Source organism: Xanthomonas translucens pv. undulosa (assembly GCF_017301775.1).
GTDB lineage: Bacteria > Pseudomonadota > Gammaproteobacteria > Xanthomonadales > Xanthomonadaceae > Xanthomonas_A > Xanthomonas_A translucens.
The window spans coordinates 1,178,796-1,199,227 of sequence record NZ_CP063993.1 but is presented as its reverse complement, the minus strand read 5'-3'; the positions used below and the strand labels follow the sequence as shown (position 1 = coordinate 1,199,227).

The 20,432-nt window shown below is 67.0% G+C and carries 21 protein-coding genes; 7 read left to right on the top strand and 14 right to left on the bottom strand.

The features are described from left to right. Positions 1 to 48 precede the first annotated feature (48 nt). Both ISN38_RS04960 and ISN38_RS04955 read right to left on the bottom strand, forming a co-directional pair. Positions 49 to 939: an SPFH domain-containing protein gene (locus ISN38_RS04960; RefSeq protein ID WP_108085125.1), complete on the bottom strand. Its 891-nt coding sequence runs from the start codon at positions 937 to 939 to the stop codon at positions 49 to 51. Positions 940 to 1,189: 250 nt separating this feature from the next. Then, the gene (locus ISN38_RS04955; RefSeq protein ID WP_058362510.1) at positions 1,190 to 2,398 is read right to left on the bottom strand and encodes a Rieske 2Fe-2S domain-containing protein; all 1,209 of its coding nucleotides are present in this window, start codon (positions 2,396 to 2,398) and stop codon (positions 1,190 to 1,192) included. A 364-nt stretch (positions 2,399 to 2,762) separates the two neighbouring features. Here ISN38_RS04955 and purT point away from each other — a divergent pair, with 364 nt between their 5' ends. Continuing rightward, positions 2,763 to 3,950, top strand: a complete 1,188-nt coding sequence (gene purT / locus ISN38_RS04950) for a formate-dependent phosphoribosylglycinamide formyltransferase (protein ID WP_003468937.1) — start codon at positions 2,763 to 2,765, stop codon at positions 3,948 to 3,950. A gap of 21 nt (positions 3,951 to 3,971) precedes the next feature. Here purT and ISN38_RS04945 read toward each other — a convergent pair whose 3' ends face one another. Beyond that, positions 3,972 to 5,213, bottom strand: coding sequence for an endonuclease/exonuclease/phosphatase family protein (locus ISN38_RS04945; protein WP_047324656.1), 1,242 nt, complete (start codon positions 5,211 to 5,213; stop codon positions 3,972 to 3,974). Positions 5,214 to 5,353: 140 nt separating this feature from the next. Next, entirely contained in the window at positions 5,354 to 6,166 is an 813-nt protein-coding gene (locus tag ISN38_RS04940; RefSeq protein ID WP_230811756.1) for an arginyltransferase, read from the bottom strand. 163 nt (positions 6,167 to 6,329) lie between these two features. On the opposite strand from ISN38_RS04940, the gene ISN38_RS04935 reads away from it, so the two are divergent. Then, positions 6,330 to 6,923 carry an EF-hand domain-containing protein gene (locus ISN38_RS04935; RefSeq protein ID WP_003468928.1) on the top strand — a complete coding sequence of 198 codons (594 nt, stop codon included), beginning with the start codon at positions 6,330 to 6,332 and terminating at the stop codon, positions 6,921 to 6,923. 350 nt (positions 6,924 to 7,273) lie between these two features. Here the strand turns inward: ISN38_RS04935 and ISN38_RS04930 are convergent, their stop codons facing one another. From ISN38_RS04930 to ISN38_RS04920, 3 genes are all read right to left on the bottom strand, one after another. Beyond that, positions 7,274 to 7,789, bottom strand: coding sequence for a putative signal transducing protein (locus ISN38_RS04930; protein WP_003468925.1), 516 nt, complete (start codon positions 7,787 to 7,789; stop codon positions 7,274 to 7,276). A gap of 10 nt (positions 7,790 to 7,799) precedes the next feature. Beyond that, positions 7,800 to 8,711 carry an acyl-CoA thioesterase II gene (gene tesB, locus ISN38_RS04925; protein WP_003468922.1) on the bottom strand — a complete coding sequence of 304 codons (912 nt, stop codon included), beginning with the start codon at positions 8,709 to 8,711 and terminating at the stop codon, positions 7,800 to 7,802. Between the two features lie 72 nt (positions 8,712 to 8,783). Continuing rightward, positions 8,784 to 9,563, bottom strand: a complete 780-nt coding sequence (locus tag ISN38_RS04920) for an enoyl-CoA hydratase/isomerase family protein (RefSeq protein WP_058358497.1) — start codon at positions 9,561 to 9,563, stop codon at positions 8,784 to 8,786. Between the two features lie 47 nt (positions 9,564 to 9,610). Here ISN38_RS04920 and ISN38_RS04915 point away from each other — a divergent pair, with 47 nt between their 5' ends. Then, on the top strand, positions 9,611 to 10,096 hold the full coding sequence (locus ISN38_RS04915; protein WP_038237833.1) for a copper chaperone PCu(A)C: 486 nt from the start codon (positions 9,611 to 9,613) through the stop codon (positions 10,094 to 10,096). Positions 10,097 to 10,396: 300 nt separating this feature from the next. Here ISN38_RS04915 and ISN38_RS04910 read toward each other — a convergent pair whose 3' ends face one another. Continuing rightward, positions 10,397 to 10,828 (bottom strand): acyl-CoA thioesterase, encoded by a 432-nt coding sequence (locus tag ISN38_RS04910; protein ID WP_003468915.1) that lies wholly within the window; start codon positions 10,826 to 10,828, stop codon positions 10,397 to 10,399. Further along, entirely contained in the window at positions 10,825 to 13,794 is a 2,970-nt protein-coding gene (gene uvrA / locus ISN38_RS04905; protein ID WP_003468914.1) for an excinuclease ABC subunit UvrA, read from the bottom strand. Before uvrA ends, ISN38_RS04910 begins: the two co-directional genes overlap by 4 nt. A gap of 293 nt (positions 13,795 to 14,087) precedes the next feature. Between uvrA and rplU the strand changes: the two genes are divergently transcribed. Both rplU and rpmA read left to right on the top strand, forming a co-directional pair. Beyond that, positions 14,088 to 14,408: a 50S ribosomal protein L21 gene (rplU, locus tag ISN38_RS04900; protein ID WP_003468913.1), complete on the top strand. Its 321-nt coding sequence runs from the start codon at positions 14,088 to 14,090 to the stop codon at positions 14,406 to 14,408. Positions 14,409 to 14,420: 12 nt separating this feature from the next. Further along, positions 14,421 to 14,696, top strand: a complete 276-nt coding sequence (rpmA, locus tag ISN38_RS04895; protein WP_003468912.1) for a 50S ribosomal protein L27 — start codon at positions 14,421 to 14,423, stop codon at positions 14,694 to 14,696. Between the two features lie 376 nt (positions 14,697 to 15,072). Here the strand turns inward: rpmA and ISN38_RS04890 are convergent, their stop codons facing one another. Continuing rightward, entirely contained in the window at positions 15,073 to 15,228 is a 156-nt protein-coding gene (locus ISN38_RS04890; protein WP_206709998.1) for a hypothetical protein, read from the bottom strand. 20 nt (positions 15,229 to 15,248) lie between these two features. Here ISN38_RS04890 and cgtA point away from each other — a divergent pair, with 20 nt between their 5' ends. Beyond that, a complete protein-coding gene (cgtA, locus tag ISN38_RS04885; RefSeq protein ID WP_003469617.1) occupies positions 15,249 to 16,319 on the top strand; it encodes an Obg family GTPase CgtA in 1,071 nt (356 codons plus the stop codon). 124 nt (positions 16,320 to 16,443) lie between these two features. Here the strand turns inward: cgtA and rpsT are convergent, their stop codons facing one another. Next, on the bottom strand, positions 16,444 to 16,716 hold the full coding sequence (gene rpsT / locus ISN38_RS04880) for a 30S ribosomal protein S20 (RefSeq protein WP_003469619.1): 273 nt from the start codon (positions 16,714 to 16,716) through the stop codon (positions 16,444 to 16,446). 116 nt (positions 16,717 to 16,832) lie between these two features. Between rpsT and murJ the strand changes: the two genes are divergently transcribed. Next, positions 16,833 to 18,425, top strand: a complete 1,593-nt coding sequence (gene murJ / locus ISN38_RS04875; RefSeq protein ID WP_187829043.1) for a murein biosynthesis integral membrane protein MurJ — start codon at positions 16,833 to 16,835, stop codon at positions 18,423 to 18,425. Between the two features lie 349 nt (positions 18,426 to 18,774). On the opposite strand, the gene ISN38_RS20785 is transcribed toward murJ, so the two are convergent. From ISN38_RS20785 to ISN38_RS04860, 3 genes are all read right to left on the bottom strand, one after another. Further along, entirely contained in the window at positions 18,775 to 19,146 is a 372-nt protein-coding gene (locus ISN38_RS20785; protein ID WP_407071137.1) for a PH domain-containing protein, read from the bottom strand. A 196-nt stretch (positions 19,147 to 19,342) separates the two neighbouring features. Next, complete coding sequence (locus tag ISN38_RS04865) at positions 19,343 to 19,714, bottom strand: hypothetical protein (RefSeq protein WP_068817198.1); 372 nt, start codon at positions 19,712 to 19,714, stop codon at positions 19,343 to 19,345. A gap of 286 nt (positions 19,715 to 20,000) precedes the next feature. Further along, positions 20,001 to 20,309: a hypothetical protein gene (locus tag ISN38_RS04860; protein WP_139115967.1), complete on the bottom strand. Its 309-nt coding sequence runs from the start codon at positions 20,307 to 20,309 to the stop codon at positions 20,001 to 20,003. Positions 20,310 to 20,432: the final 123 nt, after the last annotated feature.

Genomic DNA, 20,432 nt, shown 5'->3' with positions numbered 1-20,432 from the left:
TGTGCATCCGTGCGGCCGCTGCCGCACGGAAGTGGCGGGGCTCGCGCATCAGTACAGCGAGCCGGCGTTGACGATCGGTTGCGCGCCGCGGTCCGAGCACAGCACGGTCAGCAGGTTGCTGACCATATGCGCCTTGCGTTCCTCGTCCAGTTGCACGGTGCCGTTCTTCTCCAGTTCGGTCAGCGCCATCTCGACCATGCCCACCGCGCCGGCGACGATGCGCGTGCGTGCGGCGATCACCGCATTGGCTTGTTGTCGCTGCAGCATCGCCTGGGCGATTTCCGGCGCGTAGGCGAGGTGGCTGATGCGCGCTTCGATCACGTCCACGCCGGCCTGGGTCAGGCGCTCGTCGAGGTGGCGTTTGAGCTGCTCGCTGATCTCGGTGGGGTGGCTGCGCAGCGAGATCTGGCCGTCCTCGTGCTGGTCGTAGGGATAGCTGGTGGCCATCGCGCGCAGCGCCGATTCGGACTGGATGTGCACGAAGCTCTCATAGTCGTCGACGTTGTACACCGCCTCGGACGCATCGATCACCTGCCACACGATCACCGCGGCGATCTCGATCGGGCTACCGTCCAGTTCGTTGACCTTGAGCCGGCCGCTCTCGAAGTTGCGCACGCGCTGGCTGACTTTTTTCTTGGAATAGAAGGGATTGTTCCAGCGCAGGCCGTTGTCCTTGACCGTGCCCACGTACTTGCCGAACAGGCTCAGTACCGCGGCCTGGTTCGGCTGCACCGTGTACAGGCCGCACAGGCTGGACAGTGCGACGGCGCCGAGCAGCAGCGACAGCAGCACCAGCGGCAGCGGCAGCGAGCTTGGCCCGTCGCCGACCGGGTCCTTGGTGATGCCGACGCCAAACAGCCACAGCGCCAGTCCGGCCAGGACCAGGACGCCGAGCAGGAGCGGAATGCCGGGCAGCGAGCGAAGCGTGCGTTCTTTCATGGCGGGGTTCCCAAAGGGGTGTGAGCAAAAGATATCACTTTGATATCGTTTTGCAAGGGGTGCCATGTTGCTGCGGCGCCGATCGAGCGGCGCCGCTTGGCGAAGGCATTGCCGTCATGGCTGCCGGGGAGTGCGCTGCGCGCTGGTGGCTGCTGCCTCAGGCACGATGCGTCGCCCGTACAGGCACGGCGTTGCCGCCCGGCACCGCTGCGGGCAGAGGACACGGCGTGCGCTGCGGCAGACGCGGCGATCAGCCGTCGATGATGACCACCGGCGTGCGCAGCGTGGCCAGGTGATGGGTGCCGACGGCGATGTCGCTGCGGTAGCAACCGGGGACATCGACGGTGCAGCGTTTGCCGACGCGCACGCCTGCGGCGATGTCCACTCGCCGGCCCAGCGTCGCGTGGCTGCCGATCACCGCTTGCGCACCGATGAAAACCCCGGCGTCGATCCATGCCGACGCGCCGATCTTCGCGCCGTGTTCCAGCACGGCCGCGGTTCTGATCCAGGCGTTGTAGGCGATGTCGCAGTGTGCGCCGACGATCGCGCCGGCGCCGACCATCTCGGCGCCTTGCAGATGCGCCAGCAGCACCGTATCGGAGGTCGCGTAGCGGTGCTTCTTGCGTGCGGTGACGTAATACACGGTGAGATCGGTGCGCTGCGCGGACAGCGGCTGGTGGTGCTCGATGATGAAGGAATAGCCGCCCGACCCCGAGGCGATGTGCAGAGTGGGGTACAGTAGCCAGTTCATGTACCAGTCGTCGTTGCCGAAGCGCTCGACCTTGTCGTGCCAGGCGTAGTGCGGCAGCGACTGCAGCGGTTCGTTCAAGCCGTCGTTGCTGAAACTACGCTGGCGCGCCAGGTGTTCGGCCTGCGCGGCGCTGCCTTGCGCGTGATAGCGGTGCGCATCGGCGATGCGGGCGTCGTCCATCTGCACCTGGAACTTCACCTGCCGGGCCAGGGTGCGTGCATGCACGAAGCGCGGGTGCAGCGCATCGCGCAGGTTCTCGTAGGCCAGCTTCCAGTTGAAGTTGGCCTCGAAGGTCGCGACCAACACTTCGCTGTCGAACTGTTCGGACGCCCGCCACAGCATGTCCAGCGCCGGCAGCGAGAACTGCGCTTCCAGCGGCAGCGGATCTGCGGAAACATTCACGAACACCAGGTTGCCGATGCAGGCCACGGCGAAGCGCTTGAGCCGCAGGCATGCGCGTTGCTGCGGCGGCAGGCGATAGGCGTCGTCGTGGAACGGGATGTTCTCGATCCCGCCCTCGGCGCCGTAGCGCCAGCCGTGATAGCCGCAGACCAGCGGCCGCACGCCCTGCGGCTGTTGCTGCAGCGGGTTCTGGCGATGCAGGCACAGGTTGTGGAACGCGCGCAGCTCGCCATCGACGTTCTGCACCACCACATCCACCCCGCACACCGAGCGGCGCACGAAGGCGTTGTGCTTGTCCAGCAGCATGCGCGGGGCGACGAACTGTCACAGCGGCCGCATCAGCCGCTCGCGCTCGCGGGCGAACTAGGCCTCGTCGATGTAGGCCTCGGCCGGTATCAGCGAGTGCATGGGCGGGGCGCTGCGGCGTGGAGGTTTCCGCAGACGCCAGCCGGCAGCGCTGCCGGCGCATGGCGGCAGCCGTCTGCAGGTGTCGCGCGGGCGCGCGACGATCGGTAGGTGCACTCGGCAGTGCGTCGCTTCATGGCAGCGTCCCAGGCGTGGACGATGAAGATAGCATCCCGTCCTGCGCGCGCGGCGCCGGCGCAGGACTGCCGTCAGCGGGCGGCAGCTAGAATGGTGTCTTCTCTCTATTCGCGCAGGCACCGCCGCCATGACCACCCTGGGAACCCCGCTGTCCGCTTCCGCCACCCGCGTGCTGTTGCTGGGCTCGGGCGAACTGGGCAAGGAAGTGGCGATCGAGCTGCAGCGCTTCGGCGTGGAGGTGATTGCCGCCGACCGCTATGCCGACGCGCCGGCGATGCAGGTGGCGCACCGCTCGCACGTGCTGGACATGCTTGATGCGATGGCGCTGCGCGAACTGATCGCGCGCGAGCAGCCGCACCTGATCGTGCCGGAGATCGAGGCGATCCACACCGAGACGCTGGTGGCATTGGAACGCGAGCACGGCCAGCGCGTGATCCCGACCGCGCGCGCGGCACGGCTGACCATGGACCGCGAGGGCATCCGCCGCCTGGCCGCCGAAACCCTGGGCCTGCCGACCTCGCCGTACCGCTTCGTCGACACGCCGGAGGAATACCGCGCCGCGATCGCCGCGGTCGGCCTGCCGTGCGTGGTCAAGCCGGTGATGTCGTCCTCGGGCAAGGGCCAGAGCACGCTGCGCAGCGAGGCCGACATCGACGCCGCCTGGGACTACGCGCAGACCGGCGGCCGCGCCGGCGCCGGCCGCTGCATCGTCGAAGGCTTCATCGACTTCGATTACGAAATCACCCTGCTGACCGTGCGCCATGCCGCCGGTACGGCGTTCTGCGATCCGATCGGGCACTGGCAGAAGGACGGCGACTACCGCGAGAGCTGGCAGCCGCAGCCGATGTCGGCGCTGGCGCTGCAGCGCGCGCAGCAGATCGCGCGCGCGGTCACCGACGACCTCGGCGGCTGGGGCTTGTTCGGCGTGGAACTGTTCGTCAAGGGCGACGATGTCTGGTTCAGCGAAGTGTCGCCGCGGCCGCACGACACCGGCCTGGTCACCCTGGTGTCGCAGGAACTGAGCGAGTTCGCGCTGCATGCGCGCGCGATCCTGGGCCTGCCGATCCCGGTCATCCGCCAGAGCGGTCCATCGGCCTCGTGCGCGTTGCTGGCGCACGGCGAAGGCGTGCCGCTGTTCGGCAACGTCGCCGCCGCGCTGCAGGCCCCGGACACCGCGCTGCGCCTGTTCGGCAAGCCCGGCGTGCACGGCCACCGCCGCGTCGGCGTGACCCTGGCGCGCGGCGCCAGCATCGACGAAGCGCGGCAAATCGCCCGCGCCGCCGCCACCGCATTGACCATCGAATTGCAGGCCTGAGCGGACCGCCTTTCCGACTGCCTAGTCCTTAGTCCCCGATCGCGGCTGCAGCGCCACATCCACCCATACCAGGTGATGGTCGCTGCCGTCGGCGATCGCCGCGGCCGGCACGCTGGAGGCCGGCCAGAACACGCCGCTGTCCAGGTAGCGGAAATCGTTCGACGGCAACACGTAGTCCAGCCGCATCGCACCGGCCTTCGGCCCGAAATCGCCAGTCACCTGCTGCGGCGGGCCGCGGTGGGCGATGCCGTGTGCGGCGTAGGCGCGTGCGGTTTCTTCGCCGCCGGCGCTGTGCGGGGTCGGGTAGCGCAGCACGCGCGGGTGTTCGACAAGGGCGCGGATCGCGTCATGGCGGCCATCGCCGTCGATGATGTCGTTGTTGAGATCGCCGAGGATCACGAAGCGCGCATCGGCGGCGAGGCCGCCGCAGCGGCCGGCGTCGTCGCACAGCCATGCCGTGCCGGCGCGGTTGTCCAGATACTCGTGCCACAGCCGCAGCTCGTCGTGGTTGCGCGCCAGGTTGCGCTTCTCGGGACCGTCGAACACCGGCGGCGTGGGATGCGCGACCAAGGCATGGACCAAGCCCAGCGGCGTGCGGACCGGCACGTCCCAATGCGATTTCGACGATAGCCGCAGTTGCGCCCAGACCGCGTCGCTGTGGAACGGGTGGCCGCTGGCCGGATCGATCGGTCGCAGCGCGCCGGGCAGCGCGCTCCACTTCAGCAGGCGGAAGCTGCGCACCGCGGCGGCGTCGATCGGGTACCTGGACAGCAGCAGCATGCCGTACTGGCCGGGATGCAGGCCGTAGCCCCAGGCGTCGTTGCCGCGCGCGCGTCCATCGCCGCCGGCGCTGCCGTTGTTGTCCAGGTCCAGGCCGCTGGGCACGCCGGTGTTGACCGGCGCCAGGTAGCGGTATGGGTAGTGCAGCGCGGCGCCGCCTAGGGGCTGGGCGACGTCCAGGTAGCGCTGCTGGAACAGATCGGCGGCGCGGTGTGCGTCGTCGTAGTCGAATTCGTTGAGCAGCACCAGGTCCGGGCGCACCTGCTGCAGCACCGCGGCGATCTTGCGCGCCTGCGCGCTGCCGCCCTGCAGGGCGGCGATCAGGCCGCCGTCCTCGTCCGCATTCAGCGAGGTATTGTAGGTGGCCACGCGCAGCGCCGCGCGGGTGGGCGCTGCCGGCGTGGCCGCGGTCGGGGCGGAGCCGGTGTGCGAGCAGGCGCCGCACAGCAGGGTCAGGGCAAGCAACAGGGCGCGTGGGTTCATGCGCGCATATTCGCATGCGGTGCATGTCCGAACGATGGCGCCATGGCGGCGCGCGGAGCGCGGCGGATCGAGCGGGAGCGCATGGCAGGGTTTGGGTGCCGCGCGGCGGCGCACGCAGGCCGCAGGCGAGTGCTGCCGGGCTAGTCGGCGAGGCGGCCCGCGTCGTCGTCGAAATCGCGCCAGCTGCGCCCGTCGTAGGCCTGCAATGGCCGGAAGCGGCGCTTGTAGTCCATCTTCTGGTGGCCGCGGATCCAGTAGCCCAGGTACAGATGGCTCAGGCCTTCGCGTCTGGCCCATGCGATCTGCTGCAGGATCGCCAGCGTGCCCAGCCCGCGCGCGGCGACGTCGGGATCGTAGAAGGTGTACACCGCCGACAGGGCCTGCTCGGCGATGTCGGTGACCGCCACCCCGAGCAGCGGCCCGCGCTGTCCGTCCGCGCTCTTCTGCCGCATCTCCAGGAAACGCCCATGCGACCAACCGCCGATCAGGAACTGGTCGAACTCGTGCGCGCCATGGGTGTCCATGCCGCCGCCGGGATGGCGCATGCGCAGGTAGCGCTGGTACAGCGCCAGCTGTTCCTCGTTGCGTTCGGCGGCGACGATGCGTATGTCGATATCGGCGTTGCGCGCCAGGCAGCGGCGCTGGCTGCGGTCGGGCACGAACTCGGCGACCGGAATGCGCACCGCCACGCAGGCGCGGCAGTGGTCGCAATGCGGCCGGTAGACCAGGTCGCCGGAGCGGCGGAAGCCCCAGCTCAGCGCCAGCGGATACAGCGCGCCCACGCGCGGATCGTGCGGGTCCAGCACCAGGTCGCGCGCCTGCCGCTCGGGCCAATAGCCGCAGGCGTGCTGGCCGGTCTGGAACAGGCGCAGGTCGTCGCTGGCGTCGGTGGGGATGACCATGCACCGAGCATAGCGCTTCGCGATCGCAGCGGCCGCGACTGTCCGCCGCATGAATGCGCCCCGGCGCGGGTCAGCCGCGCCCGCAACGGGGCGTTGATTGCAGTGAAGGCGCCGCTGCGCCGGCCCGCCTGTCGGTCCGTTCCTGCTGCGCTGGCGACTGCCGCACGCGCTTGCCGCACCGGCAGGTGTCTTCCTTTCCCTCAGGGAGTTTTCCATGAATTACCGCAACCCGCTGCTCGCCCTGGCCATGCTTGCCGTGCTGTCCGGCGGCGCCTATGCCGCCAACCCGCCGCCGTCGGATCCGGCCGCGTCGGCCGCTGCCGGCGGCTTCGCCCGGCTGGACAAGAACGGCGACGGCGTCGTCGACCGTAGCGAGGCCGCGGCCAATCCGCGCCTGGCCGAGCATTTCGACGCGCTGGACAAGAACCACGACGGCAAGCTGAGTCCCGACGAGTTCCCGCGCCATGGCCGCCACGGCGAGCGCGGCGGACGTGGCTGGCATGGCGCCATGCTGGCCAAGCTGGACGCCAACAAGGACGGCCGCATCAGCCGCGACGAGGCCAAGGCCGATCCGACGTTCGCCGCGCGCTTCGACAAGATGGACGTGAACAAGGACGGCTTCGTCGATCGTGCCGATTTCGAACTGCGCGCCAAGCAGCATCGCGACGCCTGGTTCGCCAAGGCCGACACCAACAAGGACGGCATGCTCAGCCGCGCCGAGTTCGACGCGGCGCAGTCGATGTGGATGCACAAGCCCGGCCAGAACCATGGCGCGAAGCCGATGCCTGCCGCACCCGACGCGAACTGACCGTTTCACCCCGTAACAAGCAACAAGGCGCCGATCGACAGCCGCTCCTGCGCAGCAATGCGCAGGGGCGTTTTTATTTGTTGGCAGCGCTCCGCAATGCACCTGGCCGATCGCCATGCTCCTGCAGGAGCGGTTTCAACCGCGACAGGCCCATCGGCGAAGTCGCGAACTTCGGCAGCCTGTCGGGGCTGAAGCCCCTCCTACAGTGCAGCCAGCCAGCATTGCACTCAGCCAGCCGATCGCCAGCGGCTTCAACCCCCACAGGCGCGGTGAGGAAATCTCCGGCTTCGGCGGCCGTCAACGGCCACCCCAAACCCTGCAAGAAACAGCATGCCTTTGCCGCCGCCGACTCAGTTGCCGCGTTGCGCCGGTTGCACGCGTACCCGCACTTCTTCGTCGTTGTCCCGTGCCGGTTGCGGCGCCGGCGCGGCGGCTGGTGCCACCGCCGGAGTGGGGACGGTGGCCTGATTGCCGCGATGGCGCAGCACCGTCACCAGCGCCACCGCGCCGATCGCCAGCAGCAGCGCGACACGCAGCCGCCACGCCCAGCGCTTGCCGCTATCCGGCACCGCCTGCGAGCGGAATTCGCTCAGGTACGGCAGCGTCTGCGCCGGGTCCTGGCGGGTGCTGTCGATCAGGCCGGACTCGCGCAGCACGGCGCGCGCGCGCGGCTGGTCGTCGGCATGCACCACCCACACCGTCGGCTGCACCTGCGTCGCCACCGGGTCGATGTAGCTGAACTGGCCGCTGCGCCGGCTGCGGTAGGAGCGGCCGTTGCTCAGCCGCACCTCGATGCCTTGCTCGCGCAACAACTTGGCCACGCCTTCGGCGGTTTCCACGCGTTGACTGCTGAAGATCTGCCGCATCGTCGCCGCCTCAGTGCTTGGCCGGGACCTGCGCCGCGGCGCCGACATCGGGCACCACGCGGATCAGGCCTTCCTGCACGGTGCTCGCGACCAGCACCCCGTCGCGGGTGAAGAACTGGCCGCGCGCCAGCCCGCGTGAGCCCTGCGCGCTGGGACTGTCCAGCGCATACAGCAGCCAGTCGTCGGCGCGGAACGGGCGGTGGAACCACAGCGCATGGTCGAGCGAGGCCATCTGCACGTTCGGCGTGTAGTAGCTGATGCCGTGCGGGAAGGTCGCAGTGCCGAGCAGGTGGAAATCCGAGGCATAGGCCAGCAGCGCCTGGTGCAGTTCCGGCGCGTCGCCGACCGGCTCGCTCAGGCGCAGCCACATCTGCTGGAACGGCGGGCGCTTGGGCGGGTTCAGTTCGTCGCGCGGGTAGACGTGGCGGAACTCGAACGGGCCGCCGCGCGAGAGCCAGCGCTGCACCTTGGTCGGCAGCGTCGCCAGCACCTCCGGGCGCGCGGCCTGGGTCGGCTCGATGTCTTCCGGCTGCGGCACTTCCGGCATCTTCAGCTGGTGGGTGGCCCCGTCTTCCTGCTCCTGGAACGATGCGGCGCAGAAGAAGATCACCTTGCCGTGCTGGAGCGCGGTGACCCGGCGCACCGAGAAACTGCCGCCATCGCGGGTGCGGTCCACCTCGTACACGAGGGGATGGTCGATGTCGCCGGCGCGCAGGAAATAGGCATGCAGCGAATGCGCGCGGCGGCCGTTGTCCACCGTCGCATGCGCTGCCGACAACGCCTGCCCCAGCACCTGCCCGCCGAACACGTACTTGGTGCCGATGTCGCGGCTCTTGCCGCGGAACAGGTTGTCCTCCAGCCGTTCCAGCGACAGCAGTTCGATCAGTTCGGAGACGACGGGGTCGGGTGGCTTGGCGGACAAGAGGCGGGGCCTGGACGAGGACTGTCCACGATTATAGCGGGCGGCCCGCGCCGGCCTGCGTGCAGGCGCCGCTCAGCGCTTGCCCAGCCTGGCCACCAGCGCGTGCAGCGCGGCCTGGGTGTCCGGCGCCTGCCAGCCGTCGACGAGGCGCTCGAGCTGGATGTGCTCGTCGGCCAGCGCGGCGCGCAGGTCGGCGCGGGCGATCGCGCGGGTCTGCAGCATCGGCTGCCGTGGAAGCCTCGACAGGTCCTGCAGCCAGGCCAGCGCACGCGCGACCACCTGTTCGGCGTCCACCAGTTCGTCGACCAGGCCGATCTGCAGCGCACGCTCGGCGCTGACCAGTTCGCCGCCGACCAGCAGCCGCTCTGCGCGGTGCGCGCCGACCACGCGCCGCAGCAGGCGCTGGATGCCTTCCGGCGCGGCCAGGCCGACCTGGGTCTCGTTGAGTCCGATCGTGACCGGGTGCGCCGGCTCCGGGCTGCGTGCCATCACCCGGTAGTCGCAGCACAGCGCCAGCACGCAGCCGCCGGCCGGCGCATGGCCGGTCAGCGCCGCCACCACCGGGATCGCGCTGTTGGCCAGCGCGCGCGCCGCGGCGAAGAACGCCTTCCAGCTGCCGAGCAGCTTGGCGCGGTCGCTGCCGTGCCCGAGCAGGTCCGGCACGTCCATGCCGGCGGAGAAGATGCGTTCGCTGCCGGACAGGACCAGCGCGGACACCGCGTCGGCCTGCGCCTGCGCGATCGCCGCGGCCAGTTCGGTGCACAGGGCGGTATCGAGCGCATTGGCCGGCGCGCGCGCCAGGCGCAGCTGGCGGATGGGGCCGTGGTCGAGAACCTGGATCAGCGAAGTCATGTGCAGCTTCCGAAGGCGGCGGGTCGCGGGACGGCTATCATAGAGCCATGAAGCTCAAACCATCCGCATGCGTACGGGGGCTGGCCATCGGGCTAGCGTGTTTGGCCGGGTTGGCGCCGGGGGCCATCTTCGCGGCGCCCGCCGCGAGCAAGGCGGCTGGCTGTTTGCCGCAATGGCAGGCCGGCTGGGTGCGGCTGCCGCCGAGCGCGGCGATGCCGATGGCTGCCGGCTTCGGCCGCCTGCACAACCCGTGCGGGCAGACGCTGGCGGTGGTGCTTGTGCGCAGCCCGGCGTTCGCCGAGGTGAGCCTGCACCAGACCACGCAGGTGGACGGGGTCAGCAAGATGCGCGAGCTCGAGCGCCTGCCGCTTACCGCCGGCGCCGACGCGGTGCTGCAGCCCGGCGGCCTGCACCTGATGCTGATGCAGCCGGCGCAGCCGCTGCGCGAGGGGGCGAGCGTGCCGATCAGCTTCGTGCTGGAGGACGGGCGCGAAGTGCGGGGCGCGTTGAAGGTGAGTGCTGGCAAGCCGTAGTTTTTTCGGGACTCGGGACTCGGGACTCGGGATTTTCGCAAGTCCGCAGCTTCTGCGCTTTTCTGTAGGAGGGGCTTCAGCCCCGACGCGTTACCGGTAAGGCGTCGGGGCTGAAGCCCCTCCTACAGAAAAGCAGCTGCGCCGGAGCTGAAAAAAGCCGCTTTTTTTTTTAAAAATCGGCTCTTTTTGCATCAAATCGCTTGACATCGATTTGCCCAGGTACATCACCCCGAGCCCCGAGCCCCGAGCCCCGAGCCCCGAGCCCCGAGCCCCGAGCCCCGAGTCCCGAGCCCCGGCCTTTCAGCCGCAGGCCGCGCGGATCTCGTCCGGCAGCGGCGCGCTCTTGCCGGTTTCGGTGTCGATCCACACCACGACCACGTTGCCGTCCGAATGCAGCACGCTGTCGTCGGTCTGGTCGACGATGCGGTGGCCGACGGTGATGCTGCTGCTGCCCATGCGCTCGACGAACAGTTCCACCACGATGTCGTTCGGCCACACGATCGGGCGCCGGTAGTTGACGTTGGTCGCGGCCACCACCGGGGCGATGCGGTTGCGCATCGAGAAGCCCTCCACCTGCAGCAGCCAGCGCAGGCGCGCCTCTTCCAGGTAGGAGATGTACTTGGCGTTGTTGACGTGGCCCATGCTGTCCATGTCGCGCCAGCGCACGCTGATCGGCACGCGCGCCAGCGGCTTGTGCGAGGGGAAGGCGGAATCGGCGGGAGATGCGCTCATCGTGCGGCCTTCTTCTTGGTCGTGGTCTTCTTGGCCGCCTTCTTGGCGGCGGCCTTCTCGGCTTTGCTCTTGCGCGGCGGCAGCGCGTCGGGCTTGTTGGCCATCGCTGCCGGTTTGGTCGGCTTGGCCACGGTGCCGGCGGGCAGCAGCCTGGCCAGGAACTGGCCGGTGTAGGAATCCGGATGCGCGGCGATGTCCTCCGGGGTGCCGGTGGCGAGGATGGTGCCGCCGCGATGGCCGCCCTCCGGGCCCAGGTCTACCACCCAGTCCGCGGTCTTGATCACGTCCAGGTTGTGCTCGATCACGACCACGGTGTTGCCTTCGTCGCGCAGCTTGTGCAGCACGCCCAGCAGCGCCTCGATGTCGTGGAAGTGCAGGCCGGTGGTCGGCTCGTCGAGGATGTACAGGGTGCGGCCGGTGTCGCGCCGCGACAGTTCCTTGGACAGCTTCACCCGCTGCGCTTCGCCGCCCGAAAGCGTGGTCGCGCTCTGCCCGAGCTTGATGTAGCTCAGGCCGACATCGACCAGCGTCTCCAGCTTGCGGGCGATGGTCGGCACCGGCTCGAACAGGCGCAGCGCGTCCTCCACGGTCATCTGCAGCACGTCGTTGATGTTGAAGCCCTTGTACAGGATCTCCAGCGTCTCGCGGTTGTAGCGCTTGCCATGGCACACGTCGCAGGGCACGTATACATCGGGCAGGAAATGCATCTCGACCTTGATCAGGCCATCGCCCTGGCACGCCTCGCAGCGGCCGCCGCGCACGTTGAAGCTGAAACGGCCCGGCGAATAGCCGCGTGCACGCGATTCTGGCACCTGCGCGAACAGCTCGCGCAGCGGCGTGAACAGGCCGGTATAGGTGGCCGGGTTGGAGCGCGGGGTGCGCCCGATCGGCGACTGGTCGATGTCCACCACCTTGTCGAACAGGTCCAGGTGTTCGATCTCGCGGTACGGCGCCACCGCATGCGAGGCGCCGTTGATCTCGTTGGCGGCCAGGGTGAACAAGGTGTCGTTGATCAGCGTCGACTTGCCCGAGCCGGACACGCCGGTGATGCAGGTCAGCAGCCCGGCCGGGATGTCCAGGTCCACGTTCTTGAGGTTGTTGCCGGTGGCCCCGCGCAGGTGCAGGGTCATCTTCGGATTGGCCTTGTGCCGCTTGGCCGGGATCTCGATGCGGCGCTTGCCCGACAGGTACTGGCCGGTCAGCGAGCGCGGCGCCTTCAGCAGGTCCGCCACCGTGCCCTGGCCGACGATCTCGCCGCCGTGCACGCCGGCGCCGGGGCCGATGTCCAGCACGTAGTCGGCCAGGCGGATCGCGTCCTCGTCGTGTTCGACCACGATCACCGTGTTGCCCAGGTCGCGCAGCCGCGTCAGCGTGCCGAGCAGGCGTTCGTTGTCGCGCTGGTGCAGGCCGATCGACGGTTCGTCGAGCACGTACATCACCCCGACCAGGCCGGCGCCGATCTGGCTGGCCAGGCGGATGCGCTGCGCCTCGCCGCCGGACAGGGTGTCGGCCTTGCGTTCCAGGGTCAGGTAATCCAGGCCCACATCGACCAGGAAGCCGAGCCGCTCGCCGATCTCCTTGACGATCTTGCTGGCGATCTCGCCGCGCCAGCCGGGCAGGTCGAGCTGGCGGAAGAAGCGCAGCGCGTCGTCGATCGGCAGCACCACCAGGTCCGGCAGCGGGCGGTCGGCGACGAACACGTTGCGCGCGGCCTTGTTCAGGCGCGCGCCCTTGCAGTCCGGGCACGGCCGCTGGCTGATGTACTTGGCCAGTTCCTCGCGCACCGCCGGCGATTCGGTCTCGCGGTAGCGGCGCTCCAGGTTGGGGATGATGCCTTCGAAGCGGTGCTTGCGCTGGCTGCGGCCGCCGGCGTCGGTGAAGTAGGTGAAGGTGATGGTTTCGTCGCCGCTGCCGTACAGCACCGCCTGGCGCACGCTCGCCGGCAGCGATTGCCACGGCGCGTCCACGTCGAACTTGTAGTGCTTGGCCAGCGAGGCGATCAGCTGGAAATAGTAGGCATTGCGCCGGTCCCAGCCGCGCACCGCGCCGGCCGACAGCGACAGCTCCGGATGCACCACCACGCGCTCGGGATCGAAGAACTCGGCCACGCCCAGGCCGTCGCAGCTCGGGCAGGCGCCCATCGGCGCGTTGAACGAGAACAGCCGCGGTTCCAGCTCCGGCAGCGAGTAGTCGCAGACCGGGCAGCTGTACTTGGAGGAGAACAGGTGCGGCGCGGCCGCGGTGTCGTCCAGCGATTGCACCGAGACCATGCCGTCGGCCAGCTTCAGCGCGGTCTCGAAGCTCTCGGCCAGGCGCTGCTTGATGTCCGCGCGCGGGCGGAAGCGGTCGATCACCGCCTCGATGGTGTGCTTCTGGCGCAGCGCCAGCGCCGGCACCGCGTCGATTTCGTACAGCGCGCCGTCCACGCGCACGCGCACGAAGCCCTGCGCGCGCAGCTGCTCGAACACCTGCGCATGCTCGCCCTTGCGCTCGCGGATCACCGGCGCCAGCAGCATGTAGCGCTGCTCGGGATCCAGGCTCAGGATATGGTCCACCATCTGGCTGACCGTCTGCGCCTCCAGCGGATAGCCGTGGTCGGGGCAGCGCGGCTGGCCCACGCGTGCGTACAGCAGGCGCAGGTAGTCGTAGATCTCGGTGATGGTGCCGACCGTGGAGCGCGGGTTGTGCGAGGTCGATTTCTGCTCAATTGCGATCGCCGGCGACAGGCCTTCGATGTGGTCGATGTCGGGCTTTTCCATCACGCTGAGGAACTGCCGCGCGTACGCCGACAGCGACTCCACGTAGCGGCGCTGGCCTTCGGCGTAGATGGTGTCGAACGCCAGCGACGACTTGCCCGAGCCGGACAGGCCGGTGATCACGATCAGCTTGTCGCGCGGCAGGTCGAGGTCGAGGTTCTTGAGGTTGTGCGTCCGCGCGCCGCGGATGCGGATGAAATCCATCGCCATGAGAAGTCCGTGTTGTGCCGGCCGGGCGTCAGCCCGTGCCAGCGTGGGGCCGGAGAGGGGACGGCAATCGATCAGCGTACCCAGCTTGTCAGGTGGGGGCAATTGCCGGATTTGCCAGGATTGCGGGCCTGCCGCGGCTGGCTGGTTCAGCCAATCGTGGCGGGGCGCCCGGGCCGCATCCGCGCCGGGGTCGGGACTTGACCCTAAGCCGCTGAAGCCATTACAATTCCGCTCCTGTCTGCCCGAAGAGGCACGTCAGGGGCGACCACAATAACTACAGAGGAAGTCTGGTCATGTACGCAGTACTGGTAACCGGCGGTAAGCAATACCGCGTCGCGCAGGGCGAAACGCTCCGCGTGGAAAAGCTCGAAGTCGAAGCCGGCAACGAGATCAAGTTCGACAACATCCTGATGCTGGGCGACAGCGACGGCATCAAGCTCGGTGACGCGCTGAACGGCGCCACCGTCACCGCGAAGGTCGTGGCCCATGGCCGTGCCGACAAGGTGCGCATCATCAAGTTCCGTCGCCGCAAGCACCACATGAAGCGTCAGGGACATCGTCAGCATTACACCGAAATCGAGATCACCGGCATTGCCGGTGGCGAAAAAAAGTAAGGAGCAGCAGTCATGGCACATAAAAAAGGCGTAGGTTCCTCGCGCAACGGCCGCGACTCCAACCCGAAATACCTGGGCGTGAAGATCTTCGGCGGCCAGGCGATCGAGGCGGGCAACATCATCGTGCGTCAGCGCGGCACCCAGTTCCACCCGGGTTCGGGCGTCGGCCTGGGCCGCGACCACACCCTGTTCGCGCTGGTCAACGGCAAGGTCGAGTTCTCGGTGAAGGGCGCCAAGAAGCGTCGCACCGTGAGCGTGGTTGCCGAAGCGGCCACCGCCGAGGCGTAAGCGTTTCGCCTCCAGGGTCTGCGCCACGGCGCAGGCTTGCTGACGAAAGCCCCGCTTCGGCGGGGTTTTTCGTTTGGTGGAGCCGGGACTCGGGACTCGGGACTCGGGACTCGGGACTCGGGACTCGGGACTCGGGACTCGGGACTCGGGACTCGGGACTCGGGACTCGGGACTCGGGACTTTCGCAAGTTCGCAGCTTGTGTGCCTTTCTGTAGGAGGGGCTTCAGCCCCGACGCGTTACCGGTAAGGCGTCGGGGCTGAAGCTCCTCCTACAAAAAAAGCAGCTATGCCGGAGCTGCAAAAAAAGCCGTTTTTTTTTTTTAAAAAATCGGCCCTTTTTGCATCAAATCGCTTGACATCGAGATGCCCCGGGACATCATCCTGCCGTCCCGAGTCCCGAGTCCCGAGTCCCGAGTCCCGAGTCCCGAGTCCCGAGTCCCGAGTCCCGAGTCCCGAGTCCCGAGTCCCGAGTCCCGAGTCCCGAGTCCCGAGTCCCGAGTCCCGAGTCCCGAGTCCCCGCTACACTTTTCACTCTCTATCAGGCCGTACCCCATGAAACTCGTAGACGAAGCAGAAATCCAGGTCAGTGCCGGCAATGGCGGCAACGGCTGCATCGGCTTCCGCCGCGAGAAGTTCATCCCGCTGGGCGGGCCGGACGGTGGCGATGGCGGCAACGGCGGCAGCGTGTGGCTGGTCGCCGACGAGAACCTCAATACCCTGGTCGATTTCCGCCATCAGCGCGCATTCCGTGCGCAGCGTGGCGAGAACGGCATGGGCCGGCAGATGTACGGCAAGGGCGGCGAAGACCTGGTCATCACCGTGCCGGTCGGCACCGTGGTGATCAACGTCGATACCGACGAGACCATCGGCGACCTGGTCGCCCACGGCGACAGGCTGCTGGTTGCGCAGGGCGGCAAGGGCGGCCTGGGCAACATGCATTTCAAGAGCTCGGTGACGCGCGCGCCGCGCAAGGCGACGCCGGGCGAGGAGGGCGAGGAGCGCACGCTGAAGCTGGAGCTGAAGCTGCTCGCCGATGTCGGCCTGCTCGGTTTCCCCAATGCCGGCAAGAGCACCTTCATCCGCGCAGTGTCCGCGGCCACGCCGAAGGTCGCCGACTATCCGTTCACCACGCTGTATCCGAATCTGGGCGTGGTCAGCGTCGAGGCCTACCGCAGCTTCGTGATCGCCGACATCCCCGGCCTGATCGAAGGCGCGGCCGACGGCGCCGGCCTGGGGGCGCAGTTCCTGCGCCATCTGCAGCGCACGCGCTTGCTGCTGCACCTGGTGGATCTGGCGCCGATGGAAGGCGGCGTGGATGGCGTATCGCCGGTCGAGCAGGTGCGCGCGATCGAGCGCGAGCTGGAAAAGCACGACCCGGCGCTGCTGGCCAAGCCGCGCTGGCTGGTGCTGAACAAGGCCGACCTGTTGTTCGAGGACGAGGCGCGCACGCTGGCCGAGCAGGTCGTGGCCGAACTCGGCTGGACCCAGCCGTGGTACCTGGTCTCGGCGCTGAGCCGCGACGGCACCTGGCCGATCATGAAGGACGTGATGGCGTTCTTCGACCGCCAGCGCGAGGATGCGCTGGAAGCGGCCGCCAATGCCCCCGCCGCCGATGCGGTCTGAGCGCGGCGGCCGGTCCGCCGTGCGCTTGTCGCCAGCGGATCGCACGCACACGAAAAACCCGGCCGAAGCCGGGCTTTTTCGTAGTGCCGGAAGCGCGGGCGCTTCCGGCAACAACCGCAGCCGGTTAGGCGGCGGTCTTGATCGCCTTGATGCGGGCGGTCAGGCGGCTCTTGTGGCGCGCCGCCTTGTTCTTGTGGATCAGACCGCGCGAGCTGAAACGGTCGAGGATCGGCTGGGCAACGGCGAAAGCGGCTTCGGCGCCGGCGGCGTCGTTGGCGTCCAGGGCCTTGATGACCTTCTTGACGGCGGTGCGCAGCATCGAACGCTGAGCCGTGTTGCGCGCATTGCGCACGACGGTCTGCTTGGCGCGCTTCTTGGCGGACTTGATATTGGCCACGGTGGTGGTTTCCTGGAAAGCTGTGTGGTGGATAAAAACAAGCGGGAGAGTATGAAGGTTCTAAACAACTGCGTCAAGCCAATTGTCAAGAGGGTCGCTGCATGAGCACGCCGCGCATGCTCCGCGGGCTGCTCTCGTTCAGCAGCATGACCATGGTCTCGCGCGTGCTGGGGCTGGTACGCGATCAGGCTATCACCATTTCGTTCGGCGCCAACGCGACCACCGACGCTTTCTGGGTCGCGTTCCGCATTCCGAACTTCCTGCGCCGGCTGTTCGCGGAAGGCTCCTTCGCCACCGCCTTCGTGCCGGTGTTCACCGAGGTCAAGGAAACCCGGCCGCATGCCGACCTGCGCGCGCTGATGTCGCGGGTGTCCGGCACCCTGGGCGGGATTTTGCTGCTGGTCACTGCGCTGGGGCTGATCTTCACCCCGCAGGTGGCGCTGCTATTCAATCCCGGCTCCAGCGACGATCCGGCCAAGTTCGGCCTGATCGTGCACCTGCTGCGGCTGACCTTCCCGTTCCTGCTGTTCGTGTCGCTGACCGCGCTGGCCGGCGGCGCCTTGAACAGCTTCCATCGCTTCGGTCTGCCGGCGCTGACCCCGGTGATCCTCAACCTGTGCATGATCGCCGGCGCGCTGTGGCTGGCGCCGAAGCTGGAGGTGCCGATCCTGGCATTGGGTTGGGCGGTGCTTGTCGCCGGGCTGCTGCAGTTGCTGTTCCAGCTGCCGGCGCTGCGCGGCATCGACCTGCTGACCCTGCCGCGCTGGGGCTGGAGCCATCCGGACGTGCGCCGGGTGCTGACGCTGATGGTGCCGACCCTGTTCGGCTCCTCGATCGCGCAGATCAACCTGCTGCTGGACACGGTGATCGCCTCGTTCCTGTACGCCGGCTCGCAGAGCTGGCTGTCGCAGGCCGACCGCTTCCTGGAATTGCCGCTGGGCGTGTTCGGCGTGGCGCTGGGCACGGTGATTCTGCCGGCGCTGTCGCGGCACCACGTCAAGACCGACCATGCCGGCTTCTCCAACGCGTTGGACTGGGGCCTGCGCACCACGCTGCTGATCGCGGTGCCGGCGATGCTGGGGCTGATGCTGCTGAGCCAGCCGCTGGTGGCCACGCTGTTCCAGTACGGCAAGTTCACCGCGTTCGACACGCGCATGGCGGCGATGTCGATGTTCGGGCTGAGTTTCGGCCTGCCCGCGTTCGCGCTGCTGAAGGTGCTGCTGCCGGCGTTCTATTCGCGCCAGGACACGCGCACCCCGGTGCGCGCCGGCGTGGTCGCGCTGGTCGCCAACATGGTGCTGAACCTGCTGTTCCTGGCGATCCTGTACCACCTGTGGGTGCCGGCCGCGCTGCGTGCGCAGGGCGTGCGCGCGGCATTGGAGGCGGTGCCGGGCCTGCATCTGGCACTGGGCCTGGCCAGCGCGGTGGCCAGCTACATCAACCTGTCGCTGCTGTGGCGCTGGCTGCGCCGCGCCGAGGTGTACCGGCCGCGGCCGGGCTGGGCCGGCTACCTGCTGCGGCTGGGCGTGGCCTGCGCGGCGATGGCCGCGGTGCTGGGGCTGGGCCTGCACTGGCTGCCGGGCTTCACCGCGATGGACAAGTGGCACCGCATCGGCAGCCTGCTGGCGCTGGTCGGCGGCGGCGGGGTGGTGTACCTGCTGGCGTTGCTGGTGTTGGGGTTCAGGCCGCGGGATTTGCGCGAGCAGTGAGGACTCGGGACTCGGGACTCGGGACTCGGGACTCGGGACTCGGGACTCGGGACTCGGGACTCGGGACTCGGGACTCGGGACTCGGGACTCGGGACTCGGGACTCGGGACTCGGGACTCGGGACTCGGGACTCGGGACTCGGGACTCGGGACTCGGGACTCGGGACGGGTCTCATGGGTGAATGAGTCGAATCCAAAGTCTGCTGGATCGCATTGGTGCGAGAAGCGTCTGCTTTTACGTGTCCCGAGTCCCGTGCGCTATACTTAAAGGCTAAGCATCATCGGCCGACGCACCCGCGCCGGCGCTTCTTTCGGAAGTAGCTCTCTTCACAGCTATCGACACACACTCGATCAGCGTTGCTCTAAGGCTCTTTGTGCGTCTCGGATGGCCTTTATAAATCCTTGTTTGTCCTTAGGGGAAATCAGGATTCTCTTCTGGCCATAGTGTATTTCAAGGCGATCAAGAGAGAGGGCCGGGCTGGAAATTGGATTTGATGAAGGCCTTATGTCACTAATCTGATCTAGCGGTATACGTTGCCTGATCGGGCCGCTGCGAACGATGAGGACTTCTGATTCAATGGTGTATGCCGTGGAAAGCAGGGGCCAGGCGGGCAATACGGTACCTATAACAAAGACGGCTGCCGCGGTTAGCAAGCCTCCATTGGATCGCCCATGCGACGCAGCTACGACAGTTACGAGAGAGACCGCGATCACTAACAACATGATAGCCGCTAACCACCAGTCGATCTTCGATCTGAACGTCATAACTTGCTCCGGCTCTCACTCTGAGGTGCTAGGCCAGAGATCCTGAGTGAATAGGCCTGAACCGCGGATATGGCTGTGCTGGGTTTGGTCTCGTCGAATCGGAAGAGGCCTGCACTGGCCCTGGCGCGCATGAATGCATCCACTTCACGTGAGATCAGGTCTCGATACACCTGACCTCGTCATCTTTATGGAGGATTGCGCAGGCTTGGCATATATGGACTACGCCATCAAGGATCTTGGCATATTCCTTGCCTAGAACACTTTCAATGATCGCGTATGGGCCGTCCGTGTGTATCCAGAATTTTAGGAAGTCTTGAGACTGGCTGTAGCAGAGTGCATCCATATTGCTGCCATCACAACGACCAAGGCGCATCTCTGGAATATGCTCGAGTGTCAACCCGCAGCACGCGGACAGGTTGTCGTGAGGCGTGACAACGACGTTTGAGAAGATCTGGTCGCAGCCATTTCTCAAGCTTTCGTGGTCGATTTCCTGGCCGCGCTCGTCGGCATCGTTGTGAAAGGGCATCCAACTGTTGGACTGAATGCGTAGAAATCCCTCCCTGAGTCACTTCTGTACACGCGGATCCGACGCAAGGTGGCGATAGTGCCTGTTTTTTTTCATCAGCCTCGACGGTGATCAGTGCCGGAATCATGCAGCCGTTGACCGCTTGGGCCGCGTTGATGACGCAATCCTGAGAGACAAATTCCTGATGATCTTTTCCGGTGCTGATGTTGAGTTCTGAGAGGCGTGAAGCAGCCAGCTTTGAGGCAACATGATTAGCAGATCGTTCTGTCTTACCCCAGGAGCCGTTCTACACAATGCGTGTCAAGAGCCCTAAACTCGTACACAAAGCAACGGCTTCATAGAGGTCCTCTTTCAGAAGAGTAGCCTCGCCACCGCTGAATACAACTATCTTGAGGTTCTGAAACTTGCTCTTGGCTTCCTTGATGCGATCCAGGAGCGCTTCACGCTCGAGCCTTCCTACGACTTTTGGACTTGATTCGAAACAGTATTGCCTGCATGCAGCTGTGCAAGTATATGTGCACAAAATCGTCAAAGTCTGCGGATCAATCAGGCGAGCGTAATAAGCCTTTTCCTCATTCATGAGATTTTCACTCATTTGCTATGAGATTCCATTTCTTTAGCGTTCGATTTTTTTAGCATTGGGTTGCGTCGTTGTCAAGTTTGCCGAGCGTGATAGAGAGGCGCTGATCATGGAGTCGAACTTGGCCGTGATCCTGCC

Bases quoted from the DNA above. Each gene is read 5' to 3' on its own strand.
- ISN38_RS04960 (WP_108085125.1), bottom strand. From the start codon at position 939: ATGAAAGAACGCACGCTTCGCTCGCTGCCCGGCATTCCGCTCCTGCTC.
- ISN38_RS04955 (WP_058362510.1), bottom strand. From the start codon at position 2,398: ATGCTGCTGGACAAGCACAACGCCTTCGTGCGCCGCTCGGTGTGCGGG.
- purT (WP_003468937.1), top strand. From the start codon at position 2,763: ATGACCACCCTGGGAACCCCGCTGTCCGCTTCCGCCACCCGCGTGCTG.
- ISN38_RS04945 (WP_047324656.1), bottom strand. From the start codon at position 5,213: ATGAACCCACGCGCCCTGTTGCTTGCCCTGACCCTGCTGTGCGGCGCC.
- ISN38_RS04940 (WP_230811756.1), bottom strand. From the start codon at position 6,166: ATGCGGCGGACAGTCGCGGCCGCTGCGATCGCGAAGCGCTATGCTCGG.
- ISN38_RS04935 (WP_003468928.1), top strand. From the start codon at position 6,330: ATGAATTACCGCAACCCGCTGCTCGCCCTGGCCATGCTTGCCGTGCTG.
- ISN38_RS04930 (WP_003468925.1), bottom strand. From the start codon at position 7,789: ATGCGGCAGATCTTCAGCAGTCAACGCGTGGAAACCGCCGAAGGCGTG.
- ISN38_RS04920 (WP_058358497.1), bottom strand. From the start codon at position 9,563: ATGACTTCGCTGATCCAGGTTCTCGACCACGGCCCCATCCGCCAGCTG.
- ISN38_RS04915 (WP_038237833.1), top strand. From the start codon at position 9,611: ATGAAGCTCAAACCATCCGCATGCGTACGGGGGCTGGCCATCGGGCTA.
- ISN38_RS04910 (WP_003468915.1), bottom strand. From the start codon at position 10,828: ATGAGCGCATCTCCCGCCGATTCCGCCTTCCCCTCGCACAAGCCGCTG.
- uvrA (WP_003468914.1), bottom strand. From the start codon at position 13,794: ATGGCGATGGATTTCATCCGCATCCGCGGCGCGCGGACGCACAACCTC.
- rplU (WP_003468913.1), top strand. From the start codon at position 14,088: ATGTACGCAGTACTGGTAACCGGCGGTAAGCAATACCGCGTCGCGCAG.
- rpmA (WP_003468912.1), top strand. From the start codon at position 14,421: ATGGCACATAAAAAAGGCGTAGGTTCCTCGCGCAACGGCCGCGACTCC.
- cgtA (WP_003469617.1), top strand. From the start codon at position 15,249: ATGAAACTCGTAGACGAAGCAGAAATCCAGGTCAGTGCCGGCAATGGC.
- murJ (WP_187829043.1), top strand. From the start codon at position 16,833: ATGCTCCGCGGGCTGCTCTCGTTCAGCAGCATGACCATGGTCTCGCGC.
- ISN38_RS20785 (WP_407071137.1), bottom strand. From the start codon at position 19,146: ATGTTGTTAGTGATCGCGGTCTCTCTCGTAACTGTCGTAGCTGCGTCG.
- ISN38_RS04865 (WP_068817198.1), bottom strand. From the start codon at position 19,714: ATGCCCTTTCACAACGATGCCGACGAGCGCGGCCAGGAAATCGACCAC.
- ISN38_RS04860 (WP_139115967.1), bottom strand. From the start codon at position 20,309: ATGAGTGAAAATCTCATGAATGAGGAAAAGGCTTATTACGCTCGCCTG.